The 25,606-nt window shown below is 53.8% G+C and carries 22 protein-coding genes; 18 read left to right on the top strand and 4 right to left on the bottom strand.

What is annotated here, in order from left to right; translation table 11 throughout:
- Window positions 1–97 precede the first annotated feature (97 nt).
- Window positions 98–1,063 carry a glucokinase gene (gene glk / locus ACMWKK_RS02400; RefSeq protein WP_112779842.1) on the top strand — a complete coding sequence of 322 codons (966 nt, stop codon included), beginning with the start codon at window positions 98–100 and terminating at the stop codon, window positions 1,061–1,063.
- A 35-nt stretch (window positions 1,064–1,098) separates the two neighbouring features.
- On the opposite strand, the gene ACMWKK_RS02405 is transcribed toward glk, so the two are convergent.
- Window positions 1,099–1,830, bottom strand: a complete 732-nt coding sequence (locus tag ACMWKK_RS02405) for a LytR/AlgR family response regulator transcription factor (RefSeq protein ID WP_045331834.1) — start codon at window positions 1,828–1,830, stop codon at window positions 1,099–1,101.
- A gap of 3 nt (window positions 1,831–1,833) precedes the next feature.
- Window positions 1,834–3,540 (bottom strand): sensor histidine kinase, encoded by a 1,707-nt coding sequence (locus ACMWKK_RS02410; RefSeq protein WP_112779841.1) that lies wholly within the window; start codon window positions 3,538–3,540, stop codon window positions 1,834–1,836.
- 386 nt (window positions 3,541–3,926) lie between these two features.
- Between ACMWKK_RS02410 and alaC the strand changes: the two genes are divergently transcribed.
- Window positions 3,927–5,165, top strand: a complete 1,239-nt coding sequence (alaC, locus tag ACMWKK_RS02415) for an alanine transaminase (protein WP_045331838.1) — start codon at window positions 3,927–3,929, stop codon at window positions 5,163–5,165.
- Window positions 5,166–5,213: 48 nt separating this feature from the next.
- Here the strand turns inward: alaC and ypdK are convergent, their stop codons facing one another.
- Together ypdK and lpxP are read right to left on the bottom strand one after the other, a co-directional pair.
- Window positions 5,214–5,285 (bottom strand): membrane protein YpdK, encoded by a 72-nt coding sequence (gene ypdK, locus ACMWKK_RS02420; protein ID WP_099458937.1) that lies wholly within the window; start codon window positions 5,283–5,285, stop codon window positions 5,214–5,216.
- Window positions 5,286–5,643: 358 nt separating this feature from the next.
- Window positions 5,644–6,564: a kdo(2)-lipid IV(A) palmitoleoyltransferase gene (lpxP, locus tag ACMWKK_RS02425; RefSeq protein WP_112779938.1), complete on the bottom strand. Its 921-nt coding sequence runs from the start codon at window positions 6,562–6,564 to the stop codon at window positions 5,644–5,646.
- A gap of 12 nt (window positions 6,565–6,576) precedes the next feature.
- Here lpxP and ACMWKK_RS02430 point away from each other — a divergent pair, with 12 nt between their 5' ends.
- The 16 genes from ACMWKK_RS02430 (at window position 6,577) to ACMWKK_RS02505 (ending at window position 25,595) form a co-directional block, all read left to right on the top strand.
- Complete coding sequence (locus ACMWKK_RS02430; protein WP_162531748.1) at window positions 6,577–6,714, top strand: hypothetical protein; 138 nt, start codon at window positions 6,577–6,579, stop codon at window positions 6,712–6,714.
- A 642-nt stretch (window positions 6,715–7,356) separates the two neighbouring features.
- Window positions 7,357–7,854, top strand: a complete 498-nt coding sequence (tssB, locus tag ACMWKK_RS02435) for a type VI secretion system contractile sheath small subunit (protein ID WP_112779840.1) — start codon at window positions 7,357–7,359, stop codon at window positions 7,852–7,854.
- A 32-nt stretch (window positions 7,855–7,886) separates the two neighbouring features.
- A complete protein-coding gene (tssC, locus tag ACMWKK_RS02440; RefSeq protein ID WP_112779839.1) occupies window positions 7,887–9,431 on the top strand; it encodes a type VI secretion system contractile sheath large subunit in 1,545 nt (514 codons plus the stop codon).
- 13 nt (window positions 9,432–9,444) lie between these two features.
- Window positions 9,445–10,788, top strand: a complete 1,344-nt coding sequence (tssK, locus tag ACMWKK_RS02445; protein WP_181663635.1) for a type VI secretion system baseplate subunit TssK — start codon at window positions 9,445–9,447, stop codon at window positions 10,786–10,788.
- Entirely contained in the window at window positions 10,785–11,474 is a 690-nt protein-coding gene (gene tssL, locus ACMWKK_RS02450) for a type VI secretion system protein TssL, short form (RefSeq protein ID WP_112779837.1), read from the top strand. Before tssK ends, tssL begins: the two co-directional genes overlap by 4 nt.
- Complete coding sequence (locus ACMWKK_RS02455) at window positions 11,471–13,177, top strand: OmpA family protein (RefSeq protein ID WP_112779836.1); 1,707 nt, start codon at window positions 11,471–11,473, stop codon at window positions 13,175–13,177. The genes tssL and ACMWKK_RS02455 overlap by 4 nt, the downstream gene beginning before the upstream one ends.
- Window positions 13,178–13,181: 4 nt before the next feature.
- A complete protein-coding gene (gene hcp / locus ACMWKK_RS02460) occupies window positions 13,182–13,673 on the top strand; it encodes a type VI secretion system effector Hcp (RefSeq protein ID WP_023325816.1) in 492 nt (163 codons plus the stop codon).
- A gap of 160 nt (window positions 13,674–13,833) precedes the next feature.
- A complete protein-coding gene (tssH, locus tag ACMWKK_RS02465; RefSeq protein WP_112779835.1) occupies window positions 13,834–16,494 on the top strand; it encodes a type VI secretion system ATPase TssH in 2,661 nt (886 codons plus the stop codon).
- Entirely contained in the window at window positions 16,491–18,872 is a 2,382-nt protein-coding gene (locus tag ACMWKK_RS02470) for a type VI secretion system Vgr family protein (RefSeq protein WP_112779834.1), read from the top strand. The genes tssH and ACMWKK_RS02470 overlap by 4 nt, the downstream gene beginning before the upstream one ends.
- A complete protein-coding gene (locus tag ACMWKK_RS02475; protein ID WP_112779833.1) occupies window positions 18,873–19,655 on the top strand; it encodes a DUF4123 domain-containing protein in 783 nt (260 codons plus the stop codon).
- Window positions 19,656–19,769: 114 nt separating this feature from the next.
- Window positions 19,770–20,303: a DUF3304 domain-containing protein gene (locus tag ACMWKK_RS02480; RefSeq protein WP_112779832.1), complete on the top strand. Its 534-nt coding sequence runs from the start codon at window positions 19,770–19,772 to the stop codon at window positions 20,301–20,303.
- A 181-nt stretch (window positions 20,304–20,484) separates the two neighbouring features.
- A complete protein-coding gene (locus tag ACMWKK_RS02485; protein WP_112779831.1) occupies window positions 20,485–21,018 on the top strand; it encodes a DUF3304 domain-containing protein in 534 nt (177 codons plus the stop codon).
- A 181-nt stretch (window positions 21,019–21,199) separates the two neighbouring features.
- Window positions 21,200–21,733: a DUF3304 domain-containing protein gene (locus ACMWKK_RS02490; protein WP_112779830.1), complete on the top strand. Its 534-nt coding sequence runs from the start codon at window positions 21,200–21,202 to the stop codon at window positions 21,731–21,733.
- A 181-nt stretch (window positions 21,734–21,914) separates the two neighbouring features.
- Window positions 21,915–22,448 carry a DUF3304 domain-containing protein gene (locus tag ACMWKK_RS02495; protein WP_112779829.1) on the top strand — a complete coding sequence of 178 codons (534 nt, stop codon included), beginning with the start codon at window positions 21,915–21,917 and terminating at the stop codon, window positions 22,446–22,448.
- A 181-nt stretch (window positions 22,449–22,629) separates the two neighbouring features.
- Entirely contained in the window at window positions 22,630–23,163 is a 534-nt protein-coding gene (locus ACMWKK_RS02500) for a DUF3304 domain-containing protein (RefSeq protein WP_112779828.1), read from the top strand.
- Complete coding sequence (locus ACMWKK_RS02505) at window positions 23,151–25,595, top strand: T6SS phospholipase effector Tle1-like catalytic domain-containing protein (RefSeq protein ID WP_112779827.1); 2,445 nt, start codon at window positions 23,151–23,153, stop codon at window positions 25,593–25,595. The genes ACMWKK_RS02500 and ACMWKK_RS02505 overlap by 13 nt, the downstream gene beginning before the upstream one ends.
- Window positions 25,596–25,606: the final 11 nt, after the last annotated feature.

Consider the following 25,606-nt stretch of genomic DNA (forward strand, 5'->3'; position numbering starts at 1 on the left):
AATCCATGGGCATTCACCTTCCGGTCGTTGTTGTTATCACGCCTTGAATTTACAGTGTCCCAAAGATTTATTCTGACTTTAGCGGAGCAGTAGAAGAATGACAAAGTATGCTTTGGTAGGCGATGTGGGCGGCACGAACGCGCGCCTCGCACTATGCGATGTAAATAGCGGTGAAATTTCCCGGGCGAAAACCTACTCCGGGCTGGATTATCCGAGCCTTGAGGCCGTTGTCCGCGTCTATCTGGACGAGCATCAGGTCAGCGTCGAAGATGGCTGCATCGCCATTGCCTGCCCGATAACCGGCGACTGGGTCGCCATGACCAACCATACCTGGGCATTCTCCATCGCCGAGATGAAAAAAAACCTCGGCTTTGCGCATCTCGAAATCATCAACGACTTCACCGCGGTGTCCATGGCGATCCCGATGCTGAAGCCGGAGCATCTGATCCAGTTTGGCGGCGCTGAACCGGTTGAAGGCAAGCCGATTGCGGTTTACGGGGCCGGCACCGGTCTGGGCGTTTCGCATCTGGTGCATGTCGCGCAGCGCTGGGTGAGCCTGCCGGGCGAGGGCGGCCACGTTGACTTTGCGCCAAACAGCGAAGAAGAGGGCATTATCCTCGAAGAGTTACGCGCTGAGATCGGCCACGTCTCCGCCGAGCGCGTCCTTTCTGGTCCGGGGCTGGTGAACCTGTACCGGGCGATTGTGAAATCAGACGGTCGTCTGCCGGAAAATCTGCAGCCGAAAGACGTCACCGAACGCGCGCTGGCGGACAGCTGCATTGACTGCCGTCGTGCCCTGTCGCTGTTCTGCGTGATCATGGGACGCTTCGGCGGCAACCTGGCGCTGACGCTGGGCACCTTCGGCGGGGTCTATATTGCGGGCGGGATCGTGCCGCGCTTCCTCGACTTCTTTAAAGCCTCGGGCTTCCGCGGCGGGTTTGAAGATAAAGGGCGTTTCAGAAGCTACGTGCAGGACATCCCGGTGTATCTGATCGTGCATGACAACCCTGGCCTGCTGGGCTCGGGCGCCCATCTGCGCCAGGTTCTCGGTCAAATCCTCTGACGCCTGGCCCTCTCCCGCGGGAGAGGGCTTTTGCTTTACAGGTGCATCAGCTGACGGAACTCTTTCACCTTGCTGCGGCTCACCGGCACCTGAAAATCCAGATCCTTCAGACGCAAAATATAGGTGTTGTTAAACCACGGTTCGATCTCGCGGATCTTATTTAAATTCACGCAGAACGAGCGGTGGCAGCGGAAAAAGTGTGCCGTCGGCAGCTTGCTGCAAAACTCGGTGATGTTCATCGCCATCACGTAAGATTCCCGCCGCGTATAGACAAACGTCATCTTTTCATGGGCTTCGGCATAGTAGATATCATTAACCGGCGTCACGATGATGCGCTCATCCTTGACCAGATTAATGGTGTCGTTTTCCCGTACCGTTGGGCTGGCGCTGGCAGGGGCATTCTGCTGCTGCCATGCGGCCTCCAGCTTTTGCAGCATGCTGACAATCCGCGATTCCTGGTAAGGCTTAAGAATATAGTCAAACGCCTCCAGCTCGAAGGCCTCTACGGCGTGCTCTTTCCAGGCGGTAACGAAAACAATAAACGGCTTGTGGGCGAACTGATTGATGTTTTGCGCCAGCAGTACGCCATCCAGCGACGGGATATTAATATCCAGGAAAATGGCGTCGACCCGGTTATGCTGCAAAAACTTCAGCACGTCCAGACCGTCATCAAAGGTGCCCACAATCTCCATCTGGCTGTGGGTGTTGATAAGCCAGGTGAGCTCCTGCTGGGCCAGGAATTCATCTTCTACGATGATAACTTTCATGGGCTACTCCACCTGGGGCAACAGTGATGTTGGCGAATGAATGGGAGAGCGCTCGTTCGGGACATAAAAAGCAATTTCGGTGCCCGGTTCAAGACGCTGAATATGCAGTCCGTCGCCGTAAAGCAGCTTGACCCGATGATGCACGTTCAGCAGGCCGATTTTATTTCCCGGCATCTCGTTAGACTCCACGCGTTCAATGACGTTGGGATCAATTCCGTGGCCGGTATCGCGCACGGCAATACGCACGCGGTTGCCGCTTTCGGTAACGCTGATGGTGACAACGCCTTTGCCTTTACAGGGCTGAATACCATGAACAATCGCGTTTTCGACCAGCGGCTGAATGAGCAGGCTTGGGATCACGCAGTTAACCTCTTCATCAATATCGTAAATGACCGTGAGCTTGTCGCCAAAGCGCGCCTGCTCAATGGCGATGTAGTCCTTGATCTGATACAGCTCTTTTTTGATGTCGATCTGCTCGTCATCCTTCAGCTCGATGTTGTAGCGCAGATAGCGCGACAGGTTAAAAATGAGCTGGCGCGCGGTGTCCGGATTAAGCCGGATGGACGAGGAGATGGCGTTCAGGGCGTTAAACAGGAAATGGGGATTGATTTTGCTCTGCAGCGCGCGCAGCTCTGCCTTATTTGCCATCTCACGCAGCTGTTCTGCACGGGAAACCTCAAGCTGGGTGGAGATGATCTGCGACAGGCCAATCGCCATCTCCTGCAGGGAGGAGGTGATCTGATGCGCGTGACAGTAATAAATTTTCAGCGTGCCCGTCACGACGCCTTTCTCCCACAGCGGGATCACCAGCATGGAGTGGATTTCCGGCGTTCGGTGGGCTTCATCATTGTTTTTAATGATGATTTTACCGTAATTAATCGCCTGTCGGGTGGTCGGGCTAATGGTGTCATCGTTGTCGCGATAGTTGTGCTCGCCAACGCCAACGTAGGCCAGCACGCGATCGATATTGGTGATGGCGACGGCGTCTGCGTGGATGTCGTGGCGAATGATCTCGCAAACCTGACGCAGCGATTCCGCGTTAACGTGGCGGAAAAGCGGCAGCGTTTTGTTGGCGATGTCCAGCGCCAGCTTGGCCTGACGGGCGGCGCTGGCCTCTTTTTCCCCTTCAACGCTCTGCACCAGCAGCACGATAAAACCGATGCACACGCTGCCCAGGATCATCGGAATACCGATTTTCGAGACGATATCCAGCCCCAGGGCGGTGGTCGGCGCCCAGACGACGACCAGGATCATGGTCAGCGTTTCGCACGCCATGCCTGCGACGATCCCGGCGCGCCAGCGCTGTTTTTTCGGGATTTTGCGGCCGATCCAGCCTGAAAGCACACCGGCGATAATGCTGGTGATAAAGCACGGCACCGCCGTGACGCCACCGATATCAATAAGGTAGCGGTGCGTCCCGGCAATCAGGCCGGTGATAACGCCGACCCATGGGCCAAACAAAATCCCGCCGGACATAACGGCGATAATGCGCACGTTAACCAGCGAACCCTCTACCGGCACGCCGGACCAGGTGCTGAACAGGGCGAACAGCGAGAAGATGGCGGTAACGGCCAGCAGCTCCTTTGGCGAGTGGGCTGATTTGTGCAACAGCTCGCGAAACAGGCGAATGCGAATAAGGAAGAACAGGCAAATCAGCATTAATGCTGCACGGTCAAAAACCGCCAGCAGCATAGTGAATATTTCGTGCACGAGGAAACCTGGGAAAACGGGAAAGAACCATGATAAAAAACCTGGCGCGTGATGACCAGCTATCCGTCAGGTTTATGAAATGAGGAAAAACCATAATTGTCAAAGGGGATTATCTGGCGACGACTGATGCGTCCCGATTTTTTCCTGGCGGCACATCGTCAGGTAACTGGGTTGATATCACCCTGTTAAATAACGGATATCATAAAGCCGCTCCCGAAACAGGGGCTTCCGCTTTTCCGGGCGGCAGGGTTCCGGTTTTCAGACGAGCGCTTTTTTTTCACTTCCCTCTCGACAGCATGATTTTTTTCAGGTTATTTTCTAAACATGCCACATCGGTGGCAGCGTCGCTCGGACGGTCCGGGCGCTAACGTTAATCTGAGGAATCTATGGCTGAATTCAGTCCTGAACGCCGTTTTACGCGTATCGATCGTCTCCCCCCTTACGTTTTTAATATCACTGCTGAACTGAAGATGGCTGCGCGTCGGCGCGGCGAAGACATTATCGATTTCAGCATGGGTAACCCAGACGGCCCCACGCCACCGCATATCGTTGAGAAGCTCTGTACGGTTGCCCAGCGCCCGGATACGCACGGCTACTCCACCTCTCGCGGCATTCCCAGGTTACGTCGCGCGATCTCGCGCTGGTATCAGGATCGCTATCAGGTAGATATCGATCCGGAAAGTGAAGCGATTGTCACCATCGGCTCGAAAGAGGGGCTGGCACATCTGATGCTCGCCACGCTGGATCATGGCGATACGGTGCTGGTGCCAAATCCAAGCTACCCGATCCACATCTACGGTGCGGTGATTGCCGGGGCGCAGGTCCGCTCCGTGCCGCTGGTGGAAGGCGTCGATTTCTTTAACGAGCTGGAACGTGCGATTCGCGAAAGCTATCCGAAACCCAAGATGATGATCCTCGGTTTCCCGTCGAACCCAACGGCGCAGTGCGTGGAGCTCGACTTCTTCGAGAAGGTCGTCGCCCTGGCCAAGCGTTATGACGTGCTGGTGGTTCACGATTTAGCCTATGCTGACATCGTCTACGACGGCTGGAAAGCCCCGTCCATTATGCAGGTCCCGGGCGCGCGTGACGTGGCGGTCGAGTTCTTTACCCTGTCGAAAAGCTACAACATGGCGGGCTGGCGTATTGGCTTTATGGTGGGTAACAAAACGCTGGTGAGTGCACTGGCGCGCATTAAGAGTTATCACGACTACGGTACCTTCACGCCGCTGCAGGTCGCGGCTATCGCTGCCCTGGAAGGCGATCAGCAGTGCGTTCACGAAATTGCCGCGCAGTATAAGCGTCGCCGCGACGTGCTGGTAAAAGGGCTGCATGAGGCGGGCTGGATGGTGGAAATGCCGAAAGCGTCCATGTACGTCTGGGCGAAAATTCCGGAGCCGTACGCGGCGATGGGATCGCTGGAGTTTGCCAAGAAGCTGTTGCAGGATGCGAAGGTATGCGTATCGCCGGGCATTGGCTTTGGTGATTATGGCGACACCCATGTGCGGTTTGCCCTGATTGAAAACAGCGACCGTATTCGTCAGGCGGTCAGGGGCATCAAGAGTATGTTCCGCGCCGACGGGCTCCTCTCCTCGAAAAGCGTGGCTGACAATCCCGCGTCGTCATGACATAAAAAAAGGAGCCATCGGCTCCTTTTTTTGACTGCATGTTCTTCACTAGATCATCAGGGCAAAGGTTCCGGCCCAGACTAAAACAATCACCGAAATGCCCATAAAGAAATATTTCACGTTTCATCGCTCCGCGTATCTTGTGGTACGCATTTAAAAACAGAGTCCACCTGATTATAGAGAACTGGAATCCGGTCAAAACGGAAATGAGAATTTTCCCGTTACGCCGTTAACACCAGCTCAGAATTCTGTGCTTTCCTGTTGCCAGACGGCGCTAATGTACGCCTAAAAATGAGGGGTGACAAGAGGGATTTTTTTAAATAATTTCCGTCACTTACGAGTGTCGTGGAACGGCGACAGTTTAATTTCGCATCGCAATAAATTCACTTTGGGCGACGCAATGAAAGCGAGTTTCTCAATGGCTTGTCAGGTGATTGAAAAGGTTAGTTTCTTAGCGAAACTAACCTTCATGAAGGGCCTACATATAGAGCGAGGCTTCGCCAAGAGGGCGGGTTTTGAATCGACGATGCATCCACAGATACTGCTCTGGCGCACGCATGATTTCCGTTTCGATGACCTTATTGATAAACGCCGCGGCTTCGCATTCGTTTTCCGGGTAGTTAGCCATCTCAGGGGAGATGTGCAGACGATAGCCTGATTTATCTGCTTTTCTCACCATCGTCACGGTCAGCATTGAGGCACCCGACAGACGTGAAATGACAAAGGTACCGTTCGTCGTCGCCACGTCTTTCACCGCAAAGAATGGCGCAAAGCTGCTGCCTTTACGTCCATAATCCTGATCGGGAGCAAACCAGACGGCCTCTCCTTTCTTGAGAGCACCGACCATACCGCGCAGGTTATTACGGCTGATCATCGCCTTATTGGAACGCATGCGGCCACGGGTCTGCACCCACTCCATGAGCGCGCTGTTGTGCGGTCTGTAAGTTGCCATCATTGGCTGGCAAAGCCCCATCACGCGGCCGCCCAGCTCCAGCGACATAAAGTGAACGCCGACAACCATCACGCCGCGTTTTTGCAACTGCGCGCGTTTAAGGTTATCCAGCCCTTCGACGTCAAACCACTTGCGGACACGCTCATCTGGCCAGAACCAGGCCATGCCGGTTTCAAGCAGCGCCATGCCGATAGACTTGAAGTTTTCAGCGATGAGTTTTTCGCGCTCTTCGGCATTGTACTGTGGAAAACACAGCTCGATATTTTTACGCGCGATGGATTCGCGACGTTTCAGGAAAACGCGGGAAACGCTGCCCAGTTTCGACCCCAGCAATCGCAGGACAGGGTACGGAAGTTGAACCAGCAGCCAGAGAACGCCAAGACCAAACCATGTAAACCAGTAACGTGGGTGTAAGAACGCACGTTGAAATTGGGATTGAGACAAGATAGTGAAACCTATGTGAAGCCTGTAAAGGTAGCGCAGAGTTTGCGATACGACGTGCCGATAAGACCGTTCTTCAAGGTGATGGTTGCAGGCTTTACCGAACTTTACGGCGTTGCCTGTCCACTGCTGATTTGGGTGGGCGGCGTAATGTAGCACCGTTATACGATATGTGCTATTGCTCGTTTTTGATTAAAAAAGCGGCGACTCTGGAGGTGTTTGATTTAACGGATTTTATCATCACTGGCTGTCAGTGCCTTCTCTCTGCATGGGCAAGGGAGGCAGGCCATCTGTTAATCAAGGCGTTAATAGGAAAAAGCAGGGAGTTAATTCCGAACTTATTCTCCACATTAAGAATGTTATTTATCGATTCTACATTCTCGGATAGGAAAATTCCGTGTGAATATTCTTATGTTTTATTTTATCCATCAATGGTTCGGCTTGTCATCATTATTTGCAGGTATCTTCTTTTTCTCATTCTGTAATGTTAAATCTCAGTCCATTTATGATTTTTGGTTTCATTATCTTGATGCAAATCAATATAAGATACCTTTTTCTGGGTCTAACTGCCTTTGATCATTTTTTCGAGATAAATACTCGGTTTGCATACCAAAAGCAGTGTCTTTTTCTAAGGTGGCAGGGTAATTTGCCATAATCTTTTAGTGGAAAATTCTTAAGAAATTTCTTATCTCGGATAAAAGATCTGCGTATTTGATTTTATGTCGATCATTATTCTAATATTGCGCATGAAGAACGATACCGTGAAGTTGCCGTAGCAAATCAATGAGGGATGAAGAGATGGCTGACAGTTTTCAGAATGAAGTGCCGAAGGCACGTATTAACCTCAAGCTTGACCTGCATACAGGCGGGGCAAGCAAGAAAATGGAATTACCGCTGAAATTACTGGTTGCGGGTGATTTCAGCAATGGACAGGACTCTGCGGCAATATCTGAGCGCGAAAAGATTAGCATCACCAAAAATAATTTTGATAGCGTTCTTTCCGAATATTCCCCAAAAGTTAATCTGGCTGTTAAAAATACGCTGTCTGACGATGGTGGTGAGGACAACATTCAGCTCACTTTCCAGAGCATGAAAGATTTCACGCCAGAGCAGGTAGCGGCCCAGATACCGCAGCTCAAAGCGATGCTGGCGATGCGCAACTTGCTTCGCGATCTTAAGGCTAACCTGTTGGATAACCAGACTTTCCGAAAAGAGCTGGAAAAAATCGTTCTGGACCAGTCGCTTAGTGCTGAACTGCGAAATGAGCTCTCAGCACTGGCACAAAAAAAACCTTAATCATCAGGCTGTTTTAACGGATTCATCAAGGAATGCTCATGTCTGTACAAAATAATATTACTGGCGGTGAAAGCGTGGTGCTGGAACGTCCCGCTGCGGGTGGGGTTTACGCCTCTCTTTTTGAGAAAATTAATCTGAGCCCTGTCTCCGAGCTGAGCGCGCTGGACATCTGGCAAGATGCTCAGGCGATGTCAGATGCGACCGCCGATGAGCGTCTGACTGCCGGTATGCAGGTCTTTCTGGAATGCCTGACCAAAGCCGGCTCAAAGGTCGAAAAACTGGATAAAAGCCTGATAGACCACCACATCGCTGAGCTCGATTACCAGATCAGCCGCCAGCTGGACGCGGTTATGCACCATGAAGAGTTTCAGGCGGTTGAAAGCCTGTGGCGCGGGGTGAAGTCGCTGGTTGATAAAACAGATTTTCGTCAGAACGTGAAAATTGAGCTGCTGAGTATGTCTAAAGAAGACCTGCGCCAGGACTTTGAAGACAGCCCGGAAATCGTCCAGAGCGGTCTGTATAAACACACCTACATTGATGAATATGACACCCCAGGCGGCGAGCCGATTGCGGCACTGATTTCCGCTTACGAGTTCGATGCTTCAGCGCAGGATGTCGCGCTGCTGCGCAACATCTCTAAAGTGTCTGCGGCTGCACACATGCCGTTTATTGGCTCGGCGGGTCCGAAATTCTTCCTGAAAGAATCTATGGAAGACGTTGCTGCGATTAAAGATATTGGTAACTATTTTGACCGCGCCGAGTACATCAAGTGGAAATCGTTCCGCGATACGGACGACGCTCGCTACATTGGTCTGGTGATGCCGCGCGTGCTGGGACGTTTACCGTATGGCCCGGATACCGTTCCGGTTCGCAGCTTCAACTATGTCGAAGAAGTCAAAGGCCCGGATCACGACAAATATCTGTGGACCAATGCATCGTTCGCCTTCGCCTCCAACATGGTGCGCAGCTTTATCAATAATGGCTGGTGCGTACAAATCCGTGGGCCGCAGGCCGGCGGTGCGGTGCAGGATCTGCCTATTCATCTGTATGACCTGGGGACCGGCAATCAGGTAAAAATCCCGAGCGAGGTGATGATCCCTGAAACGCGTGAATTCGAATTCGCGAATCTGGGCTTCATTCCGTTGTCCTACTACAAAAACCGCGACTACGCCTGCTTCTTCTCGGCCAACTCCACTCAGAAACCGGCGCTCTATGACACCGCGGATGCAACGGCTAACAGCCGCATCAACGCGCGTCTGCCGTACATCTTCCTGCTGTCGCGTATCGCCCATTACCTGAAGCTGATTCAGCGCGAAAACATCGGTACCACCAAGGATCGCCGACTGCTTGAACTGGAGCTAAATACCTGGGTCCGCAGCCTGGTCACCGAAATGATCGATCCGGGAGACGAACTGCAGGCGTCTCACCCACTGCGTGATGCGAAAGTGGTCGTTGAAGATATTGAAGACAACCCGGGCTTCTTCCGCGTGAAGCTGTACGCGATCCCGCACTTCCAGGTTGAAGGCATGGACGTCAACCTGTCGCTGGTTTCCCAGATGCCGAAAGCGAAATCGTAAAACAGGCAGGAAGCTGATGAAAACGGAACAACCGTTATGGGGCAGGGGCATTATGGTCTCTCCCCAGCATTTTCAGCAACAGGTCGCGTATGCGGCCTGGTCTGCCGAATGTATTGCCCGGCTGGGGCTCTCCTGTCCCTGGGGAGTCATTGATGCTGTCTTTGAACCGGACGCCCTCAAGCTTGGACGTATTCAGGCGCGTCATCTGCACGTTCGTTTCCAGGACGGTACGCTGATTGACACTGACAACGCTGATTTGCTGCCACCGGTCCTGTCGCTTGAAAGCGAATCGCAGGCGGTGACGGTAGTGCTGGCACTCCCGCTGCTGCGGGCGAACGGCGGTAACTGCCTGAAGCCCGATGAAGTCGCTGAGCGTCCGGTGCGATATCGTCAGCACTGGCGAGATGTACGCAATACTTTTGGGGAGGATACCCGTCAGATTGCCGTGATGCATCCTGAACTGACGCTGCGTTTTGACCATCAGAACAACAGTGATTATCTGACGTGTCCGGTCGCCCGACTGCAGCAAGACTCGCAGGGTTCATGGCAAATAGATGAGACATTCCTCCCGCCTCTGCTGGCTATCCAGGGCAGCCGTTGGCTGGTTACCCAGCTGGAACAGCTGATGACCCAGTTGCGAACTCGCCTCTGCCGGCTTATGGCAATGCGTCGTGAAAGCAATGAACGCATGGCTGACTTCGCCGTGGCTGATGTGTCACTTTTTTGGCTGCTTAACGCGCTGAACAGTGCCGAACCCGTGCTTGGCCAGTTCCAGCGTAACCTGCAAAGCCCGCCGGAACGCCTGTATCCGGAACTTTCTCGCCTGGCCGGAAGCCTGCTGACCTTCTCTCTGGAGCATCAGGTGAGTGCCATACCGGCCTGGCATCATGAGCAACTTAATGCGGTGTTTCCGCCGATGTTTGATTTGCTTGGCGATCTGCTTGAAGCCAGCCTGCCGTCCCGCGTGGTTGCGCTGTCACTTGACTATGACCCACGGCTGCACTTCTGGCAGGCGCGTCTGCATGACCCCCGTCTGCGTGAAGGGGCCGATTACTACCTTTCCGTGCGTTCACCCATACCTGTTGCCCAACTGCAGGAACAGTTTCCACGCCAGTGTAAGGTGGGCAGTCCCGACCATGTGCGGGGGATCGTCAACTCGTCCCGTGTGGGCGTGCCGTTAATGCCGCTGCGGCATGTTCCTGCTGCCATTCCACTGCGCCTGGAAAATCAGTATTTCAGTCTCGATCTCTCTCATCCATTGGCGACAGAAATGCTCCAGAGCGGAACATGCATGTTTTACGTCCCGGGCATGCTTGGCGAGCCTGAACTTGAACTCTTTGCGGTACTGAGAACATGAATGAACGTAAACATGGCACTGCGGTGCCGGTGGATATTGATGCTTTACTGCAGGATACCTGGCTTCAGGTTATTAGCCTTCGTCATGGCCCGCAGTTTCAGGAAGGAGAAGGTCGGGCCCTGTGGGAGCGCTGTATCGCTGATGTGGAGCGCGTTCAGCGTGAGCTGAAAGCCAGTGAACTGGATGAGGCCAGCTGTGAACATATCCTCACTGCACAATGCGCCTTGCTTGATGAAGCGGTCAAAGGTCGCGGTGTGGAGGATGACGCCTGTGTGCAGTGGTACGACATACCGCTGCAGGGGCATTTTCTCGGCACGATGGATGCCGGTGACACGCTGTGCGATCGGATGCGCGATGTGCTGCGTGAGCCAGCGCCAGATATTGCCGTCCTGACCTGCTTCCAGCGAGTGATGATGCTGGGTTTTATGGGGAACTTCCGCTCGCTAAACGATCCGGAGCGTCAGAAGCTCGTCACGGCGCTGAGTGAACGGGTCACTCCGTTCAGCTATCCGCCGTCTCAGCCTGTGTTGGCCGAAAGCCGTGCCGGACGGGGAATGGGCGGGTGGCTGGAATCATGGCCCGTACGCATTGGGCTAAGCGTGATTATTCTTGCCGCGCTCTGGTGGGGGCTGGATCGCTGGCTCGATCAGATGGTGCAGAACCTGTTGCCGGGAGTCGTAAAATGAGTCCTGCACAACAGCGCGGGATTGCGCTGTGGGCTGCCCTGTTAAGTGCGGTGGTCTGCTTAGGGTTTCTGCCGGTATCCCGACTGGTTTCGGCGTTCGCGCTGCTGGCGATGCTCGGGCTTATCGTCGCGTTCTGGTATGTCGCCAGTCGTCGTGCGGAGCATGACGTCTTCTTACATCTGGACGACCTTCCCGATGCAACTTACCGTCAACCCGTGGTGCTGGTTTGCGGCGATCTGGCGCTAACCTGGCCTCAGTCGTCACCGGTACTCACCGTCACGCAAGGGTGTTGGATCCGCGTTGAGGATCATCAGGATCTCGATCAGGTAGTCCGGCAGATCCTGTGGCTGCGACCTGACTGGGGCCGTCAGCTGTCGGTGATGGTCAGTGTTTGCCCGCAAAAGCATGTTGATAGCGAGGGGCTTACCAGCCGTCTGCTGGCCCTGCGCTGGCAGATCGGCCAACTGCGTAAGGAGACAGGTCATTCTGTGCCTTTGATTCTGAATGGTCAGGTTGGCAGCGCAATGACGAATGACATGCTCTGGCAGGCGGCTATACCAGGCGAAGGGATGAGGGTCTGGCGTGAATCGAACGCACCTTGTTCGATCTCCGCGTGGGTGACCACCGGCGGTGCGCCTGTGATGCAGCAGCAGGTGCTGATGAATAGCTTGATGAACTGGTTCCATCACCACGTCCAGTCGGTATTTATGGATGAGGATCCTGATATGCCCGCCATTGCACCCGCAGCGGTGTTGTGGGGAATGGGACCGATTCTTGCCGGGAGCCTGGCGTCATCGGCCTGGACGGCGTGGTTGTCGCGTCATACCGCCATTCAGCAGGTGACCGACTGGCATCCAGTGGGCACGGACAGTACGGTGATTTCACCCTTCCCGGATTTTATCCTGCCGCAGCTACCGGAGGGATGCGGGCTCACGCCCCGAGCCCGCACCTGGCGCTGTGCCCTTGGCCTTTTCACCGTCGCGGCTATCGCCGCACTGCTCAGCAGTGGCTGGAACAATCGCCAACTCCTTCATCGCGTGAGCTTCGATATTGCCCGTTACGACAGCATTGCCATGGATAACTACGGCCCGAAGTCTGCCGCTGTTGCGGTCCTCCGCGAAGATGCGGCACTGCTGGATGACCTGGCGCGTAATGGCGTACCGGCCCGGCTGGGCCTGGGGCTTTATCAGGGAGAACGCCTGCGGATGCCGGTACTGGAAGCGATCCGCTCCTATGTGCCGGAGCCTCCAAAACCGCAGCTGAAACCCAAGCCGGCACCGAAAATTGTACGCCTCGACAGCATGTCGCTGTTCGATTCCGGCAAGTTCTTGCTGAAAGCCGGTTCTACCAAAATGCTGGTCAACTCCCTGGTGGGGGTTAAGGCCAAGCCGGGCTGGCTGATTGTCGTGTCTGGTCACACCGATAACACCGGCAATCCGCAATTAAACCAGACGCTGTCTCTGAAACGTGCCGAAGCGGTACGCAACTGGATGCGAGATACCGGCGACGTGCCGGAAAGCTGTTTTGCGGTACAGGGCTATGGCGAGAGCCGTCCTGTCGCAACCAATGACACACCGGAAGGGCGAGCGCTCAACCGACGTGTCGAAATCAGTCTGGTACCGCAGGCGAACGCCTGTCAGATACCCGGCAAACACCCGGCGCCATCGCAGGATGATGGCGCATCACAATTAAATGGAGAGTAATTCCATGGCAATTCCTGTTTATCTTTGGCTGAAGGACGACGGCGGTGCGGACATTAAAGGGTCTGTAGACGTTCAGGACCGTGAAGGCAGCATCGAAGTGGTGGCTCAGGAGCATAACCTGTACATCCCGACCGATAACAACACCGGCAAGCTGACCGGCACCCGTATCCACACGCCGTTCCTGTTTACCAAGGAGATCGACTCCTCCAGCCCTTACCTGTACAAGGCGGTGACCACCGGTCAGACCCTGAAATCCGCTGAATTCAAGTGGTACAAAATCAACGACGCGGGTCAGGAAGTGGAGTACTTCAACACCAAACTGGAAAACGTGAAGGTCGTGAAGGTGAATCCTGAAATGTATGACATCAAGGATCCTTCTAAAGAGAAGCACAACCACCTCGAGCGCGTTGAACTGCGTTACGAAAAAATCACCTGGACCTACAAAGACGGCAACATCATTCATTCCGATTCCTGGAACGAACGCGCCACGGCGTAATCCTCATGCGGGCAGGTTTTTCCTGTCCGCAGTTTTTTGCTGAGTGCCTGAGATGCGGGTACTCAGCAAAGAAAAAAACAATCTGCCTGCCTGACCTTATGCGCTTTGGTGAACAGCGAGGGGCGGTAGCGTGCCCAGGAACCGACAAAGAGAGAATCTCATGGAAAATCCAGCCATCCTGTTACGTCGTCTGAACCCTTACTGTGCCCGAGCGATGGAAGGCGCAGCTTCGCTCTGTCAGACCCGTGCCCATGCCGAAATTCTGCCTGAGCACTGGCTGCTGAAGCTCTTGGAGCAGGGGGAAGGTGACCTGACGGTGCTGGCGCGTCGCTATGAATGGGATATGGATGGCATCTGGCAGGATTTGCTGGCCTGGCTGGATAAACAGCCGCGCTCGGTGCGCCAACGGCCCCAGCTCTCTGAGGACATCCAGACTCTGATGCAGCAGGCCTGGCTACTTGCCTCACTCAATGGCGAAGAGCACATTCGCAGCGTCCACCTGCTGATGGCCCTGGTGGAGAAGCCAAAACTGGCACGTTGTGATGGCCTTTGGCCGCTGTTAACGCTTGGTCAGAGCCAGCTTGAGCGCTTGCGGCCTTTGCTCGATGCACAGTCAGATGAACGTCCGGAAGTGCAGCAGGAAGCGGAACTGGCGCAAAGCCATGGTGGAGAAGTGGAGTTCGTTGGGCGTCCTGTGGGTACAGAAGTAAAAGAGGGTGAACTCAGCCCTGCGCTGCAGAACGCGCTGGATAAATTCACCCTTGATGTCACCGCCAAAGCGAAGGAAGGGAAGATCGATCCTGTGTTTGGCCGTGACACCGAAATCCGCCAGATGGTGGATATCCTCTCTCGTCGCCGCAAAAATAACCCGATTCTGGTCGGCGAGCCGGGTGTCGGCAAAACGGCACTGGTTGAGGGGCTGGCGTTGCGTATTGCCGAGGGCAACGTTCCTGAATCCCTCAAATTGGTGATCCTGCGCACCCTTGACCTCGGCCTGCTGCAGGCCGGTGCGGGCGTGAAAGGGGAGTTCGAACAGCGGCTGAAAAACGTCATTGATGCGGTGCAGCAGTCGCCTGTGCCGATTCTGCTGTTTATTGATGAAGCGCATACCATCATTGGCGCGGGCAACCAGGCGGGTGGAGCCGATGCAGCCAACCTGCTGAAACCGGCTCTCGCCCGGGGCGAACTGCGCACCATCGCCGCGACGACGTGGAGCGAGTACAAACAGTATTTTGAGCGCGATGCGGCGCTGGAGCGCCGTTTCCAGATGGTGAAGGTTGACGAGCCTGACGACGATACCGCCTGCCTGATGCTGCGTGGCCTGAAATCCCGCTACGCGGAGCACCACAATGTGCATATTACCGACGATGCGGTGCGCGCTGCCGTTACGCTTTCCCGTCGCTATCTGACGGGGCGCCAGTTACCGGACAAGGCGGTTGACCTGCTCGACACCGCCGCAGCGCGCGTGCGCATGAGCATGAGCCTCGACACCTTGCCGGAACAGCTGACCTGCATTCGCTCGCAGATTACCTCTCTTGAAATGGAAAAGCAGGCGCTGCTGGAAGATATTGCTGTCGGCAGTCAGAACCATGGTCAACGCCTGACCGTCATTGAGCAGGAAGAGAACGATCTTATCGTTGCTCTCGACGAGCTTGAAACGCAGTACGGGCTGGAACTGAAACTCACCGAACAACTGCTGGAAAGCCGTCAGGACATCTCCCGTCAGAGCGAGACGCACGCGCTGCAGCAGGAACTGAACAGCATGCAGCACAGCAATCCGCTGCTCTCCGTGGATGTGGATGTACGCACCGTTGCCAACGTGATTGCGGACTGGACAGGCGTGCCGCTGTCATCGCTGATGAAAGATGAGCAGACCGAACTGCTGACCCTTGAAGATGAAATCGGTAAACGCGTGGTCGGGCAGGATGTGGCGCTCAAGGCCATCGCCCAGCGTCTGCGTGCAGCCAAAACAGGACTGACGTCAGAGAACGGACCGCAGGGCGTGTTCCTTCTGGTTGGCCCCAGCGGTGTGGGCAAAACCGAAACCGCGCTGGCGCTGGCGGATGTGATGTACGGTGGCGAAAAGTCGCTGATCACCATCAACCTCTCCGAGTACCAGGAGCCGCATACCGTTTCGCAGCTGAAAGGCTCTCCGCCGGGCTACGTGGGTTACGGTCAGGGCGGCATCCTCACTGAAGCGGTGCGCAAGCGTCCGTACAGCGTAGTGCTGCTGGATGAGGTAGAGAAAGCTCACCGCGACGTGATGAACCTGTTCTATCAGGTATTTGACCGCGGATTCATGCGCGATGGCGAAGGCCGAGAAATCGACTTCCGCAATACCGTGATCCTGATGACCTCCAATCTCGGCAGCGATCGTCTGATGCAGCTGCTGGACGAACAGCCAGAATCTACCGAAGCAGACCTGCACGAACTGCTGCGCCCGATCTTACGGGATCACTTCCAGCCTGCGCTGCTTGCCCGCTTCCAGACCGTGATTTACCGCCCGCTTGCCGAAGCGGCCATGCGTACCATCGTGGAAATGAAACTCTCACAGGTCAGCAAGCGGCTGCATCGACACTACGGCCTGAGCACACATATTGATGAAAGCCTTTATAACGCACTGACTTCAGCCTGCCTGCTGCCGGATACCGGTGCGCGTAACGTCGATAGCCTGCTTAATCAACAAATTCTGCCGGTGCTCAGTCAGCAACTGTTGACCCATATGGCCGCAAAACAGAAACCACAGTCATTACGCTTTAGCTGGAGTGAGGAAGAGGGGATCGGGCTGGAATTTGATGTGAAACAGGGAGTGAACGCATGAGTAATAATCCTCCATTAAGATTCAGCCATAACCACCATCTGCTGTCGGTAAAAGGCTGTGCGTCGGAACTTGACGTACTGGCCTTTGAGGGCGATGAGGCCTTAAGTAAACCGTTCAGCTACCGCATTGAATTCACCAGCGGTGACCACGCCATCAGCAAAGAGATGATGCTGATGAAGCCCGGCTCGCTGACGCTGCAGGCTCCGGTTGACCAGGGGTACGGCATCAAAGTGCAGCAGCAGGTGCGCACCCTTCAGGGCGTGGTGACCGGCTTTGAACGCCTCAGCACCTCCGCAGATGAAACCCGCTATGCACTGACGCTGCAGCCACGCCTGGCGCTGCTCGACCATTCGCACCAGAACGCCATTTACCAGGACATGTCGGTTCCGCAAATCGTGGAAAAAATCCTGCGCGAGCGTCACAACATGCGCGGCCAGGATTTTCTGTTCTCGCTGACCAGAGAGTACCCGCGCCGCGAGCAGGTGATGCAGTACGGCGAGGACGACCTGCACTTTATCACCCGCCTGCTGGGCGAGGTCGGCATCTGGTTTCGCTTCACCACCGACACGCGCCTCAACATTGACGTGGTGGAGTTTTACGACAGCCGGCAGGGGTACGAGAAAGGCCTGACGCTGCCGTCGGTACCGCCATCGGGCCAGCATTCAAAAGGCGTGGATTCGGTCTGGGGAATGGAATGCCATCACAACGTGGTGCAGAAGCAGGTCAGCACCCGGGACTACAACTACCGTCAGGCCACGCAGGACATGAACACCCGGGTGGATGCGACCCGCGGGGATGTCACCACGTACGGGGACGCCTATCACTGGGCGGATAACTACCTGATCCCGGGCAGCGCGCAAGACCGCAACCCGGCCCCGGAGTCCGGGGCGTTTTATGCCCGCCTTCGTCACGAACGCTACCTGAATGGTCAGACCCGGGCGCAGGGCATTACCAGCTGTCCGACGCTCTCTCCGGGTCAGGTGCTGAAAGTGACCGGCGGATACGAAGTGGCCGACGCGTTTGCGCAGGGCGTGGTCATCACGGTGATGCACAGCCATGCGCGCCGTGATGAAGACTTTGGCGTCAACTTCGACGGCATCCCGGACAGCACCGATTTTGGCTTCCGCCCGGAGCCTGGCTCGCGCCCGGTGATGGCGGGCACCCTGCCGGCCCGCGTCACCAGTACCACCGAAAACGACACCTACGGGCATATCGATAAGGACGGCCGCTACCGCGTCAATATGCTGTTTGACCGTGATAACTGGGAGAACGGGTTCGAGAGCCTGTGGGTGCGCCAGTCCCGCCCGTACGCAGGCGACACCTACGGTCTGCACCTGCCGCTGCTGGCGGGCACCGAAGTGGCGATTGGCTTTGAGGACGGTAACCCGGACCGTCCGTACATTGCCGGCGTGCTGCACGACTCGGCCCACGGCGACCACGTCACCATCCGGAACTACAAACGCAACGTGCTGCGCACCCCGGCGAACAACAAAATCCGCCTCGACGACGAGCGCGGGAAAGAGCATATCAAGGTCAGCACGGAGTACGGCGGCAAGAGCCAGCTTAATCTCGGCCACCTGGTCGACGGCGAAAAACAGCAGCGCGGCGAGGGTTTTGAGCTCAGGACGGACAGCTGGGGCGCCATCCGGGCGCAGAAAGGGATATTTATCAGCGCTGACGGGCAGACGAAGGCGCAGGGGCAGGTGCTGGATATGGCACCTGCAATCAGCCTCCTGAAAGGGGCGCTGAACCAGGTCACGGAATGGGGAAGCATCACGCAGACTCATCACAACTTTTCGCCTGATACCGATTCACTGAGAGAGTTCGTTAACGGAGCTGAGGGGCTTAAAGATCCCGCGCTGCTGATGTCTGCCCCGAATGGTATAGCCGCCGTTACGCCTGAAACCACGCTCATGCACAGCGGGAAAGGTCTTTACCTGCAGAGCCTGGGTGAGGTCAATATAGCATCAGCACAACGTCATTCGGTCAACGCCGAAAAAGCGATTTCTATGCTGGCACAGCAGGAGGGAATGCGGCTGGTTTCTGGAAAGGGCCCGATGACCCTTGAATCCCACGCTGACACCTTATCGCTGACCTCGCTGAAGGACATTACCGTGCAGTCAACGCAGGGGCACCTGCAGATTACGGCGAAAAACGGTATCACAATTGGTTGTGGCGGCGCGTATATACGGCTTTCGCCGCAGGGAGAGATTCATATTCACGGGCCAGGGCTTCTGAGTCTGAAAGGTCAGCACAAGATGCTGGGGCCGCAGAGTGAAGATTTTCCGCTGCCGGAACTTCCTTCCTCGGTCTGCAAGGAGTGTCTGAAACGGGCACAGGAAATGGCTAAAGGGTTTGTGCCGAGGGAGAGTTTATAAGTGCTGAATGAATATTCTGAAAACGTGCTGGAGAGCGCTCGGCGGCTTTGCCAGCAGATTGGACACACCTATATCGATGTCATTGTTGATCAATGCAGTGTGGATTATTCAATCATTCCGGCGTTATCCGGCTTTTCTCCGGAGATCAAATGGCAGTCGCTGTATAAGGGCTTACCGGAGGAGATTTATCCCGAAGATGCGCCTCTGCTGGTGCGGGTTATGTTTGACGATCTGCAACAATGGAACTGGCTTCAGGCGCTTGCAAAAGAAATGTCCTCAACGGCACCTTTACTGATTATATGTTCGCCATGGACATTGTCTGGATTGGGTAAGTGGCTTACTGAAATCGTTAATGCCCGCCAGGAAGGCAGAGAAGGTGTTTTTCGGTTCTGGGATACTCGTATTTTTTCTTATCTTTTTACGGATATTCTGAGCGCCGAACAGCAGGCGCAACTTAAAAGACCCGTAATAGGCTGGGGATGGCAGGATCGTGATGGACAGTCGGTATGGCTTACAGGAAGCGGGAAAATCCCGAAGCGCGACGAGCGCGCTGAGCAAGTAGATTTCAGCGATAAGCAATATGAAAAACTTATGTGCTTATGTGATGCAAAACGTTTTATTGACCAGAAGTTACTAATGACAACGATGTTTGCCTCAAAGGAAGCTGAATTCAGGGCGTGCTTTGAGGGAATGGTGAGTGCTACCCAGGCCGGCGTATTGTTCGACGATGAACGTGATGTCTGGGTGATCGACTATTTGACCCGATTGCATGCCGGAATTTAACAATGAAGGTGCTGAAAGTATGTCCTAAGTAACCACGTATCAGGTACCTGCCTGAATTTCCGGCTCAGGTCCGGGAGGTATAAGAGTGGACGACGCAATACAAGGAAAACAAGGATGAAGATAACAATTTCAGGCGTATTACTGGGTGTTTTTCTACTGGCCGGATGCAGTCAGCCAAAGGCTGAGGCGCAAACGCAAAGCAGTGGTGCAGGAACAATAGAAGCGATTAACCATACCAGATGGGCCATCAATCATTTCAGCGTAAACGGTCAGTCGGGTATTGATGCTATTGGGCCTTTTGACGGTGGCGGAGGTGGTTGCTGCTACGGCGTGCCGGCAGTCTGGAAACCTGGAATGACGGTGCGTATAGACTGGGAACGAGGAGAGGCTTCAACAGAGGGTTTCCCTGGTTTTGCTGATAGAGAGAAGTACAAAGCGTGGTTAAAAATAAAGAAGGCCAATAACAAGGAACTTAGCAAAACAGTACCACTGTCAGATTATACAGGACAGGAGACCTGCGGTATTACGGTGCATTTTTTACCCTGCGATGACGTAAAGGTAACAACCAGTTGTTTCACCTACGGTAGTCTGTCCTATCCGATTAAATTACCGCTGGAAATGAAGGAGCCGAAAGTATGTCCGAAGTAATCACGGATTTAGTCTGGTACCCGCCTGAATTTCCTGCTCGGGGCAGCAGGCTTACAGCCTGTCTGTCATGACCTGAACAGAAACTTATCCCGGACCGGAAATCATTTAATTATGTCAGTCGACGGCACAACTAAATGATTTTACCTGTAAAAGTGGACGACGCAATACAAGGAAAATAAGGATGAAGATAACAATTTCAGGCGTATTACTGGGTGCTTTTTTACTGGCCGGATGCAGTCAGCCGAGGGCTGAGGCACAAGCGCAAAGCGGTGGTACGGGAACAATAAAAGCGATCAACCATACCAAATGGGCCATCAATCATTTCAGCGTTAACGGTCAGTCGGGTATTGATATTATTGGCCCATTTCAGGGGGGCGGCGGGGGATGCTGTTACGGTGTACCTTCAGCCTGGAAACCGGGAATGACAGTCAAAATTGACTGGGAAACAGGATTTGGTGGGTCGAAAGGTTTTCCGGGCTTTTCTGACAGAGAAAAATATAAAAACTGGAAACGACAGATTGATTTGCAAAAAAAACAACATAGCGCAATTGTTTCAATACCTGATTATACAGGACAGGAAACCTGTGGTATTACGGTACATTTTTTACCCTGTGATGACATAAAGGTAACAACCAGTTGCTGGTCACCTGCTAATGCTAATTATCCAATCAAACTACCGCTGGAAATGAAGGAGCCGAAAGTATGTCCGAAGTAACCGCGGTTCTGGTCTGGTATCCGCCTGAATTTCATGCTCGGAGCAGCAGGCTTACAGCCTGTCTGTCATGACCTGAACAGAAACTTATCCCGGACCGGAAATCATTTAATTATGTCAGCCGACGGCACAACTAAATGATTTTACCTGTAAGAGTGGACGACGAAATACAAGGAAAATAAGGATGAAGATAACAATTTCAGGCGTATTACTGGGTGCTTTTTTACTGGCCGGATGCAGTCAGCCAAAGGCTGAGGCGCAAACGCAAAGCGGTGGTACGGGAACAATAAAAGCCATCAACCATACCAAATGGGCCATCAATCATTTCAGCGTTAACGGTCAGTCGGGTATTGATATTATTGGTCCATTTCAGGGGGGCGGCGGGGGATGCTGTTACGGTGTACCTTCAAACTGGAAACCGGGAATGACAGTCAAAATTGACTGGGAAACAGGAGTTGGAGGAACAGACGGTTTTCCTGGTTATGACCACTGGGATGAATACTTAAAATGGCAGAACAAAATGGACTCATTTAAACGCCAGCACAGCAAAACAGTCCCACTGCCCGATTATACAGGACAGGAAACCTGTGGTATTACGGTACATTTTTTACCCTGTGATGACATAAAGGTGACAACCAGTTGCTGGTCACCCGCTAATGCAAATTACCCGATCAAACTCCCCCTGGAAATGAAGGAGCCGAAAGTATGTCCGAAGTAATCACGGATTTAGTCTGGTACCCGCCTGAATTTCCTGCTCGGGGCAGCAGGCTTACAGCCTGTCTGTCATGACCTGAACAGAAACTTATCCCGGACCGGAAATCATTTAATTATGTCAGTCGACGGCACAACTAAATGATTTTACCTGTAAAAGTGGACGACGCAATACAAGGAAAATAAGGATGAAGATAACAATCTCAGGCGTATTACTGGGTGCTTTTTTACTGGCCGGATACAGTCAGCCAAAGGCTGAGGCGCAAACGCAAAGCGGTGGTACGGGAACAATAGAAGCGATTAACCATACCAAATGGGCCATCAATCATTTCAGCGTAAACGGTCAGTCGGGTATTGATATTATCGGGCCTTTTGATGGCGGCGGTGGGGGGTGTTGTTATGGCGTACCGGCAGTCTGGAAACCAGGAATGATGGTACGTATAGACTGGGAAACCGGACGCGGGGATACCGATGGCTTTCCTGGGTTTGGTGATGACGCTAAATATCTTGCATGGGAAAAAAAAATGAAGGCAGAGAATCGCCAGCACAGCAAAACAGTACCACTGCCCGATTACACAGGACAGGAGACCTGCGGTATTACGGTGCATTTTTTACCCTGTGATGACGTAAAGGTAACGACCAGTTGTTTCACCTACGGCAGTCCGTCCTACCCGATCAAATTACCGCTGGAAATGAAGGAGCCGAAAGTATGTCCGAAGTAACCGCGGTTCTGGTCTGGTACCCGCCTGAATTTCCTGCTCGTGGCAGCAGGCTTAAAGCCTGTCGACCATAACCTGAACAGAAAGTTATCCCGGAACGGAAATGATTTAATTATGTCAGTCGGCGGCACAACTAAATGATTTTACCTGTAAGAGTGGACGACGCAATACAAGGGAAATAAGGATGAAGATAACAATATCAGGCGTATTACTGGGTGTTTTTTTACTGGCCGGGTGCAGTCAGCCAAAGGCTGAGGCGCAAACGCCAAGCGGTGGTACGGGAACAATAAAAGCGATCAACCATACCAAATGGGCCATCAATCATTTCAGCGTTAACGGTCAGTCGGGCATAGATGCTATTGGGCCTTTTGACGGTGGTGGAGGTGGTTGCTGCTACGGCGTGCCGGCAGTCTGGAAACCCGGAATGACAGTACGTATAGACTGGGAAAGCGGTGAGGCTTCCACAGAGGGATTCCCGGGATTTGCTGACTATGAAAAATATAAGGCCTGGGAAAAGAAAATGAGTGCAAATAACAGGGAGCACAGCAAAACAGTCCCACTGCCCGATTATACAGGACAGGAAACCTGTGGTATTACGGTACATTTTTTACCCTGTGATGACATAAAGGTCACAACCAGCTGCTGGTCACCTGCTAATGCTAATTATCCAATCAAACTACCGCTGGAAATGAAGGAGCCGAAAGTATGTCCGAAGTAACCACGGATTTAGTCTGGTATCCACCTGAATTTCCTGCCCAGGGTCGCCTGCCTTCGCAGGCGACCCTGGTTGGGAAAAACTGCAGGCAGCAGGAAAGCCGGGAGCGAGCTTACCGCAATGAACTCTGTCAGGCTAAAAACAAGCTGGTAGATATGCCTTGCTGCAAAACCCTGCATATTAGTCTGTTCTTTGATGGCACCGGTAATAACCTTAATAACGACCTTTATCTCTCTGAGCAAAAACACCCAACAAATATTGCTCGTCTGTTTCGTGCCACCATCGGCAGCGGGTATGCAGGGGGTATTGGTCAGTCTGATGCTCTTTTTGACAGCAATGAAGCCGTCTCCGGGCGGTATTTTAAATATTATATTCCGGGCGTGGGCACCCCTTTTCCTGAAATTAACGATCTTGACTACACCGGCTGGGGGCTGGCTACAGCAGCAATGGGAGAGGAGCGAATTAACTGGGCTCTACTGCGCATTATTGATGCACTGAAATTTACTTTGACCCAGAAGTGGATGAGCAATGCTGAAACCAGAAAGGCGCTGGATCGAATGGGAACAACCTGGGCCTCCTTTGGTTTAACCGGGAGCCATAATCGTTACGAAACGTTTACCGATGAGCTAAAAAAGCTGAAGCCTTTGCTGGGGCCTGCGTTGCAGCAGCCGAGCCCCAGGCAGCCAAAGCTTCTGGGTATCAAGCTGTATGTGTACGGTTTCTCCCGTGGGGCGGCCGCAGCGCGTGCCTTTGTCAACTGGCTGAGCGAGCTGCTGCCCGCACCAACAGGCAAAGACGAAAAGCCCGAGCAGTGCCTGATGGTTGATGAATTGAAAATTCCCGTCAGCGTGGAATTTCTTGGGCTGCTGGATACCGTGGCGTCCGTGGGGATTGCGCATGTCGCCCCGGTGGCGGAAGGGCATATGTCCTGGGCCGATGATACTCAAGAGTTACCGGATGAAGAAACGTATGGCGGATTGATTAAGAGCTGTGTGCATCTTGTGTCCTCCCACGAGCAGCGTCTTTGTTTCCCGCTGGATTCGATTCGTCGCGCTGACGGTCAATATCCGAAAAACAGTAAGGAAATAGTTTATCCGGGTATGCATTCAGATATTGGGGGCGGGTACCCACCGGGTGATCAAGGGAAAGCAAATTATATAGATGTAAGCGATAGTCAGATACTTTCCCAAATCGCGTTACATGATATGTACTGCAACGCTTTTAGTGCTGGAGCTCCATTAAAGGTTGCGATTAATGCTATACCTGATGATTTAAAAAATGATAGATGGCGAACTCTTCCTCTTGATGTCCTTAAGGAGTATTCACTCCACCCATCGTTAATTAACCGCTTCAACGCCTGGCGAGAACTCACACTTAACCTTCCCTCCTCAGGCAAAAAAATAACTGACGAACAGGCTGCAGAATACGATCCTCCTCGGGCGACAGTCAGTCTCGAAAAAGCCCTCGAAAATCAGATAGCCTGGATCACCGCGTGGCGAATCGACCGCTATGCCAAAGGCACCATGCTTACTACGCCGTTTTACCTGCGGGCATCGGATAAAGATGGCAACCCGGGGGCGCTGGAAACGTCCAAAGCTAAACGGGACCTGAAGCAGGGGGCGGTTGAGGCCCGACGGAAAGAAAAAATCGCCAGCCAGCCTGCAGATAAAATGGATGAGCTGGTGCTGGAAGCCGGGATAAAGGACTTTGACCCGGATATCGCTCAAACCCAGCTGAAGCAGGCATCGGTGGAGTTTGGCGAGGACTATCGACAACAGTTCCGCAGCCCGACCAGCATTGGGCAACTGGTGCTGGCGGCCATCCCGCACAACAGCATATTCCTGTTTAATATCGATGACAGGCCGCGAGAATATGCCCTGATCAAAGCCTCAGCCGACACGAAGGTTGCGACATTGTTCCCGCCACTCGGAGAGGCCTCAAATGCAGACACCCCGGCCGGGCTGGTCAGAGCGCTTTTTGACGATCAGGTACATGATTCCCGCGCGTGGTTTATGCATTACGCGCTGGGAACGCGTGAGCCCTGGGGAAGCTACTTCCTCTACCGGATGATCTACTTCGGTGATAACTGCAATAAATCGCTCTCTCCGTTGACCATTGCCGGTGACGTCGTTGGGGCCGCCACGGTGGTGGGTGGGGTGATCTTCAGCTTCAGGCAGAAAGGCACGTCGGCAAAACTGGCTGGCCTTGCCGCAACGGCCGGGCTATTCACGCTGGAATCGCAGGCAGTGGATTACCTGACCGGACTGGCTATCCCAATGGTCGACAACGCTGATGCGTTAAAAGCCTTTACCACCGAGCCTGGCGTGGTCACGGCGCAACAGACCGCAGCAATAGGTGAAAAGCGCCTGGAAATGGCGAAATCAATTATTCAGTCCGGATGGCTGGAAAAAGCACAATCGCTGGTGACTACCTAAGCAGGAGGCAA

It is taken from the genome of Enterobacter sp. 01-M-03-SI-ECC, assembly GCF_047530215.1.
Classification (GTDB): Bacteria; Pseudomonadota; Gammaproteobacteria; order Enterobacterales; family Enterobacteriaceae; genus Enterobacter; species Enterobacter chengduensis.

What these genes read in the sequence shown, in the direction of transcription:
- glk (WP_112779842.1), top strand. Translation starts at nt 98, where the DNA reads ATGACAAAGTATGCTTTGGTAGGCGATGTGGGCGGCACGAACGCGCGC.
- ACMWKK_RS02405 (WP_045331834.1), bottom strand. Translation starts at nt 1,830, where the DNA reads ATGAAAGTTATCATCGTAGAAGATGAATTCCTGGCCCAGCAGGAGCTC.
- alaC (WP_045331838.1), top strand. Translation starts at nt 3,927, where the DNA reads ATGGCTGAATTCAGTCCTGAACGCCGTTTTACGCGTATCGATCGTCTC.
- tssB (WP_112779840.1), top strand. Translation starts at nt 7,357, where the DNA reads ATGGCTGACAGTTTTCAGAATGAAGTGCCGAAGGCACGTATTAACCTC.
- tssC (WP_112779839.1), top strand. Translation starts at nt 7,887, where the DNA reads ATGCTCATGTCTGTACAAAATAATATTACTGGCGGTGAAAGCGTGGTG.
- tssL (WP_112779837.1), top strand. Translation starts at nt 10,785, where the DNA reads ATGAATGAACGTAAACATGGCACTGCGGTGCCGGTGGATATTGATGCT.
- ACMWKK_RS02455 (WP_112779836.1), top strand. Translation starts at nt 11,471, where the DNA reads ATGAGTCCTGCACAACAGCGCGGGATTGCGCTGTGGGCTGCCCTGTTA.
- hcp (WP_023325816.1), top strand. Translation starts at nt 13,182, where the DNA reads ATGGCAATTCCTGTTTATCTTTGGCTGAAGGACGACGGCGGTGCGGAC.
- tssH (WP_112779835.1), top strand. Translation starts at nt 13,834, where the DNA reads ATGGAAAATCCAGCCATCCTGTTACGTCGTCTGAACCCTTACTGTGCC.
- ACMWKK_RS02470 (WP_112779834.1), top strand. Translation starts at nt 16,491, where the DNA reads ATGAGTAATAATCCTCCATTAAGATTCAGCCATAACCACCATCTGCTG.
- ACMWKK_RS02480 (WP_112779832.1), top strand. Translation starts at nt 19,770, where the DNA reads ATGAAGATAACAATTTCAGGCGTATTACTGGGTGTTTTTCTACTGGCC.
- ACMWKK_RS02485 (WP_112779831.1), top strand. Translation starts at nt 20,485, where the DNA reads ATGAAGATAACAATTTCAGGCGTATTACTGGGTGCTTTTTTACTGGCC.
- ACMWKK_RS02490 (WP_112779830.1), top strand. Translation starts at nt 21,200, where the DNA reads ATGAAGATAACAATTTCAGGCGTATTACTGGGTGCTTTTTTACTGGCC.
- ACMWKK_RS02495 (WP_112779829.1), top strand. Translation starts at nt 21,915, where the DNA reads ATGAAGATAACAATCTCAGGCGTATTACTGGGTGCTTTTTTACTGGCC.
- ACMWKK_RS02500 (WP_112779828.1), top strand. Translation starts at nt 22,630, where the DNA reads ATGAAGATAACAATATCAGGCGTATTACTGGGTGTTTTTTTACTGGCC.
- ACMWKK_RS02505 (WP_112779827.1), top strand. Translation starts at nt 23,151, where the DNA reads ATGTCCGAAGTAACCACGGATTTAGTCTGGTATCCACCTGAATTTCCT.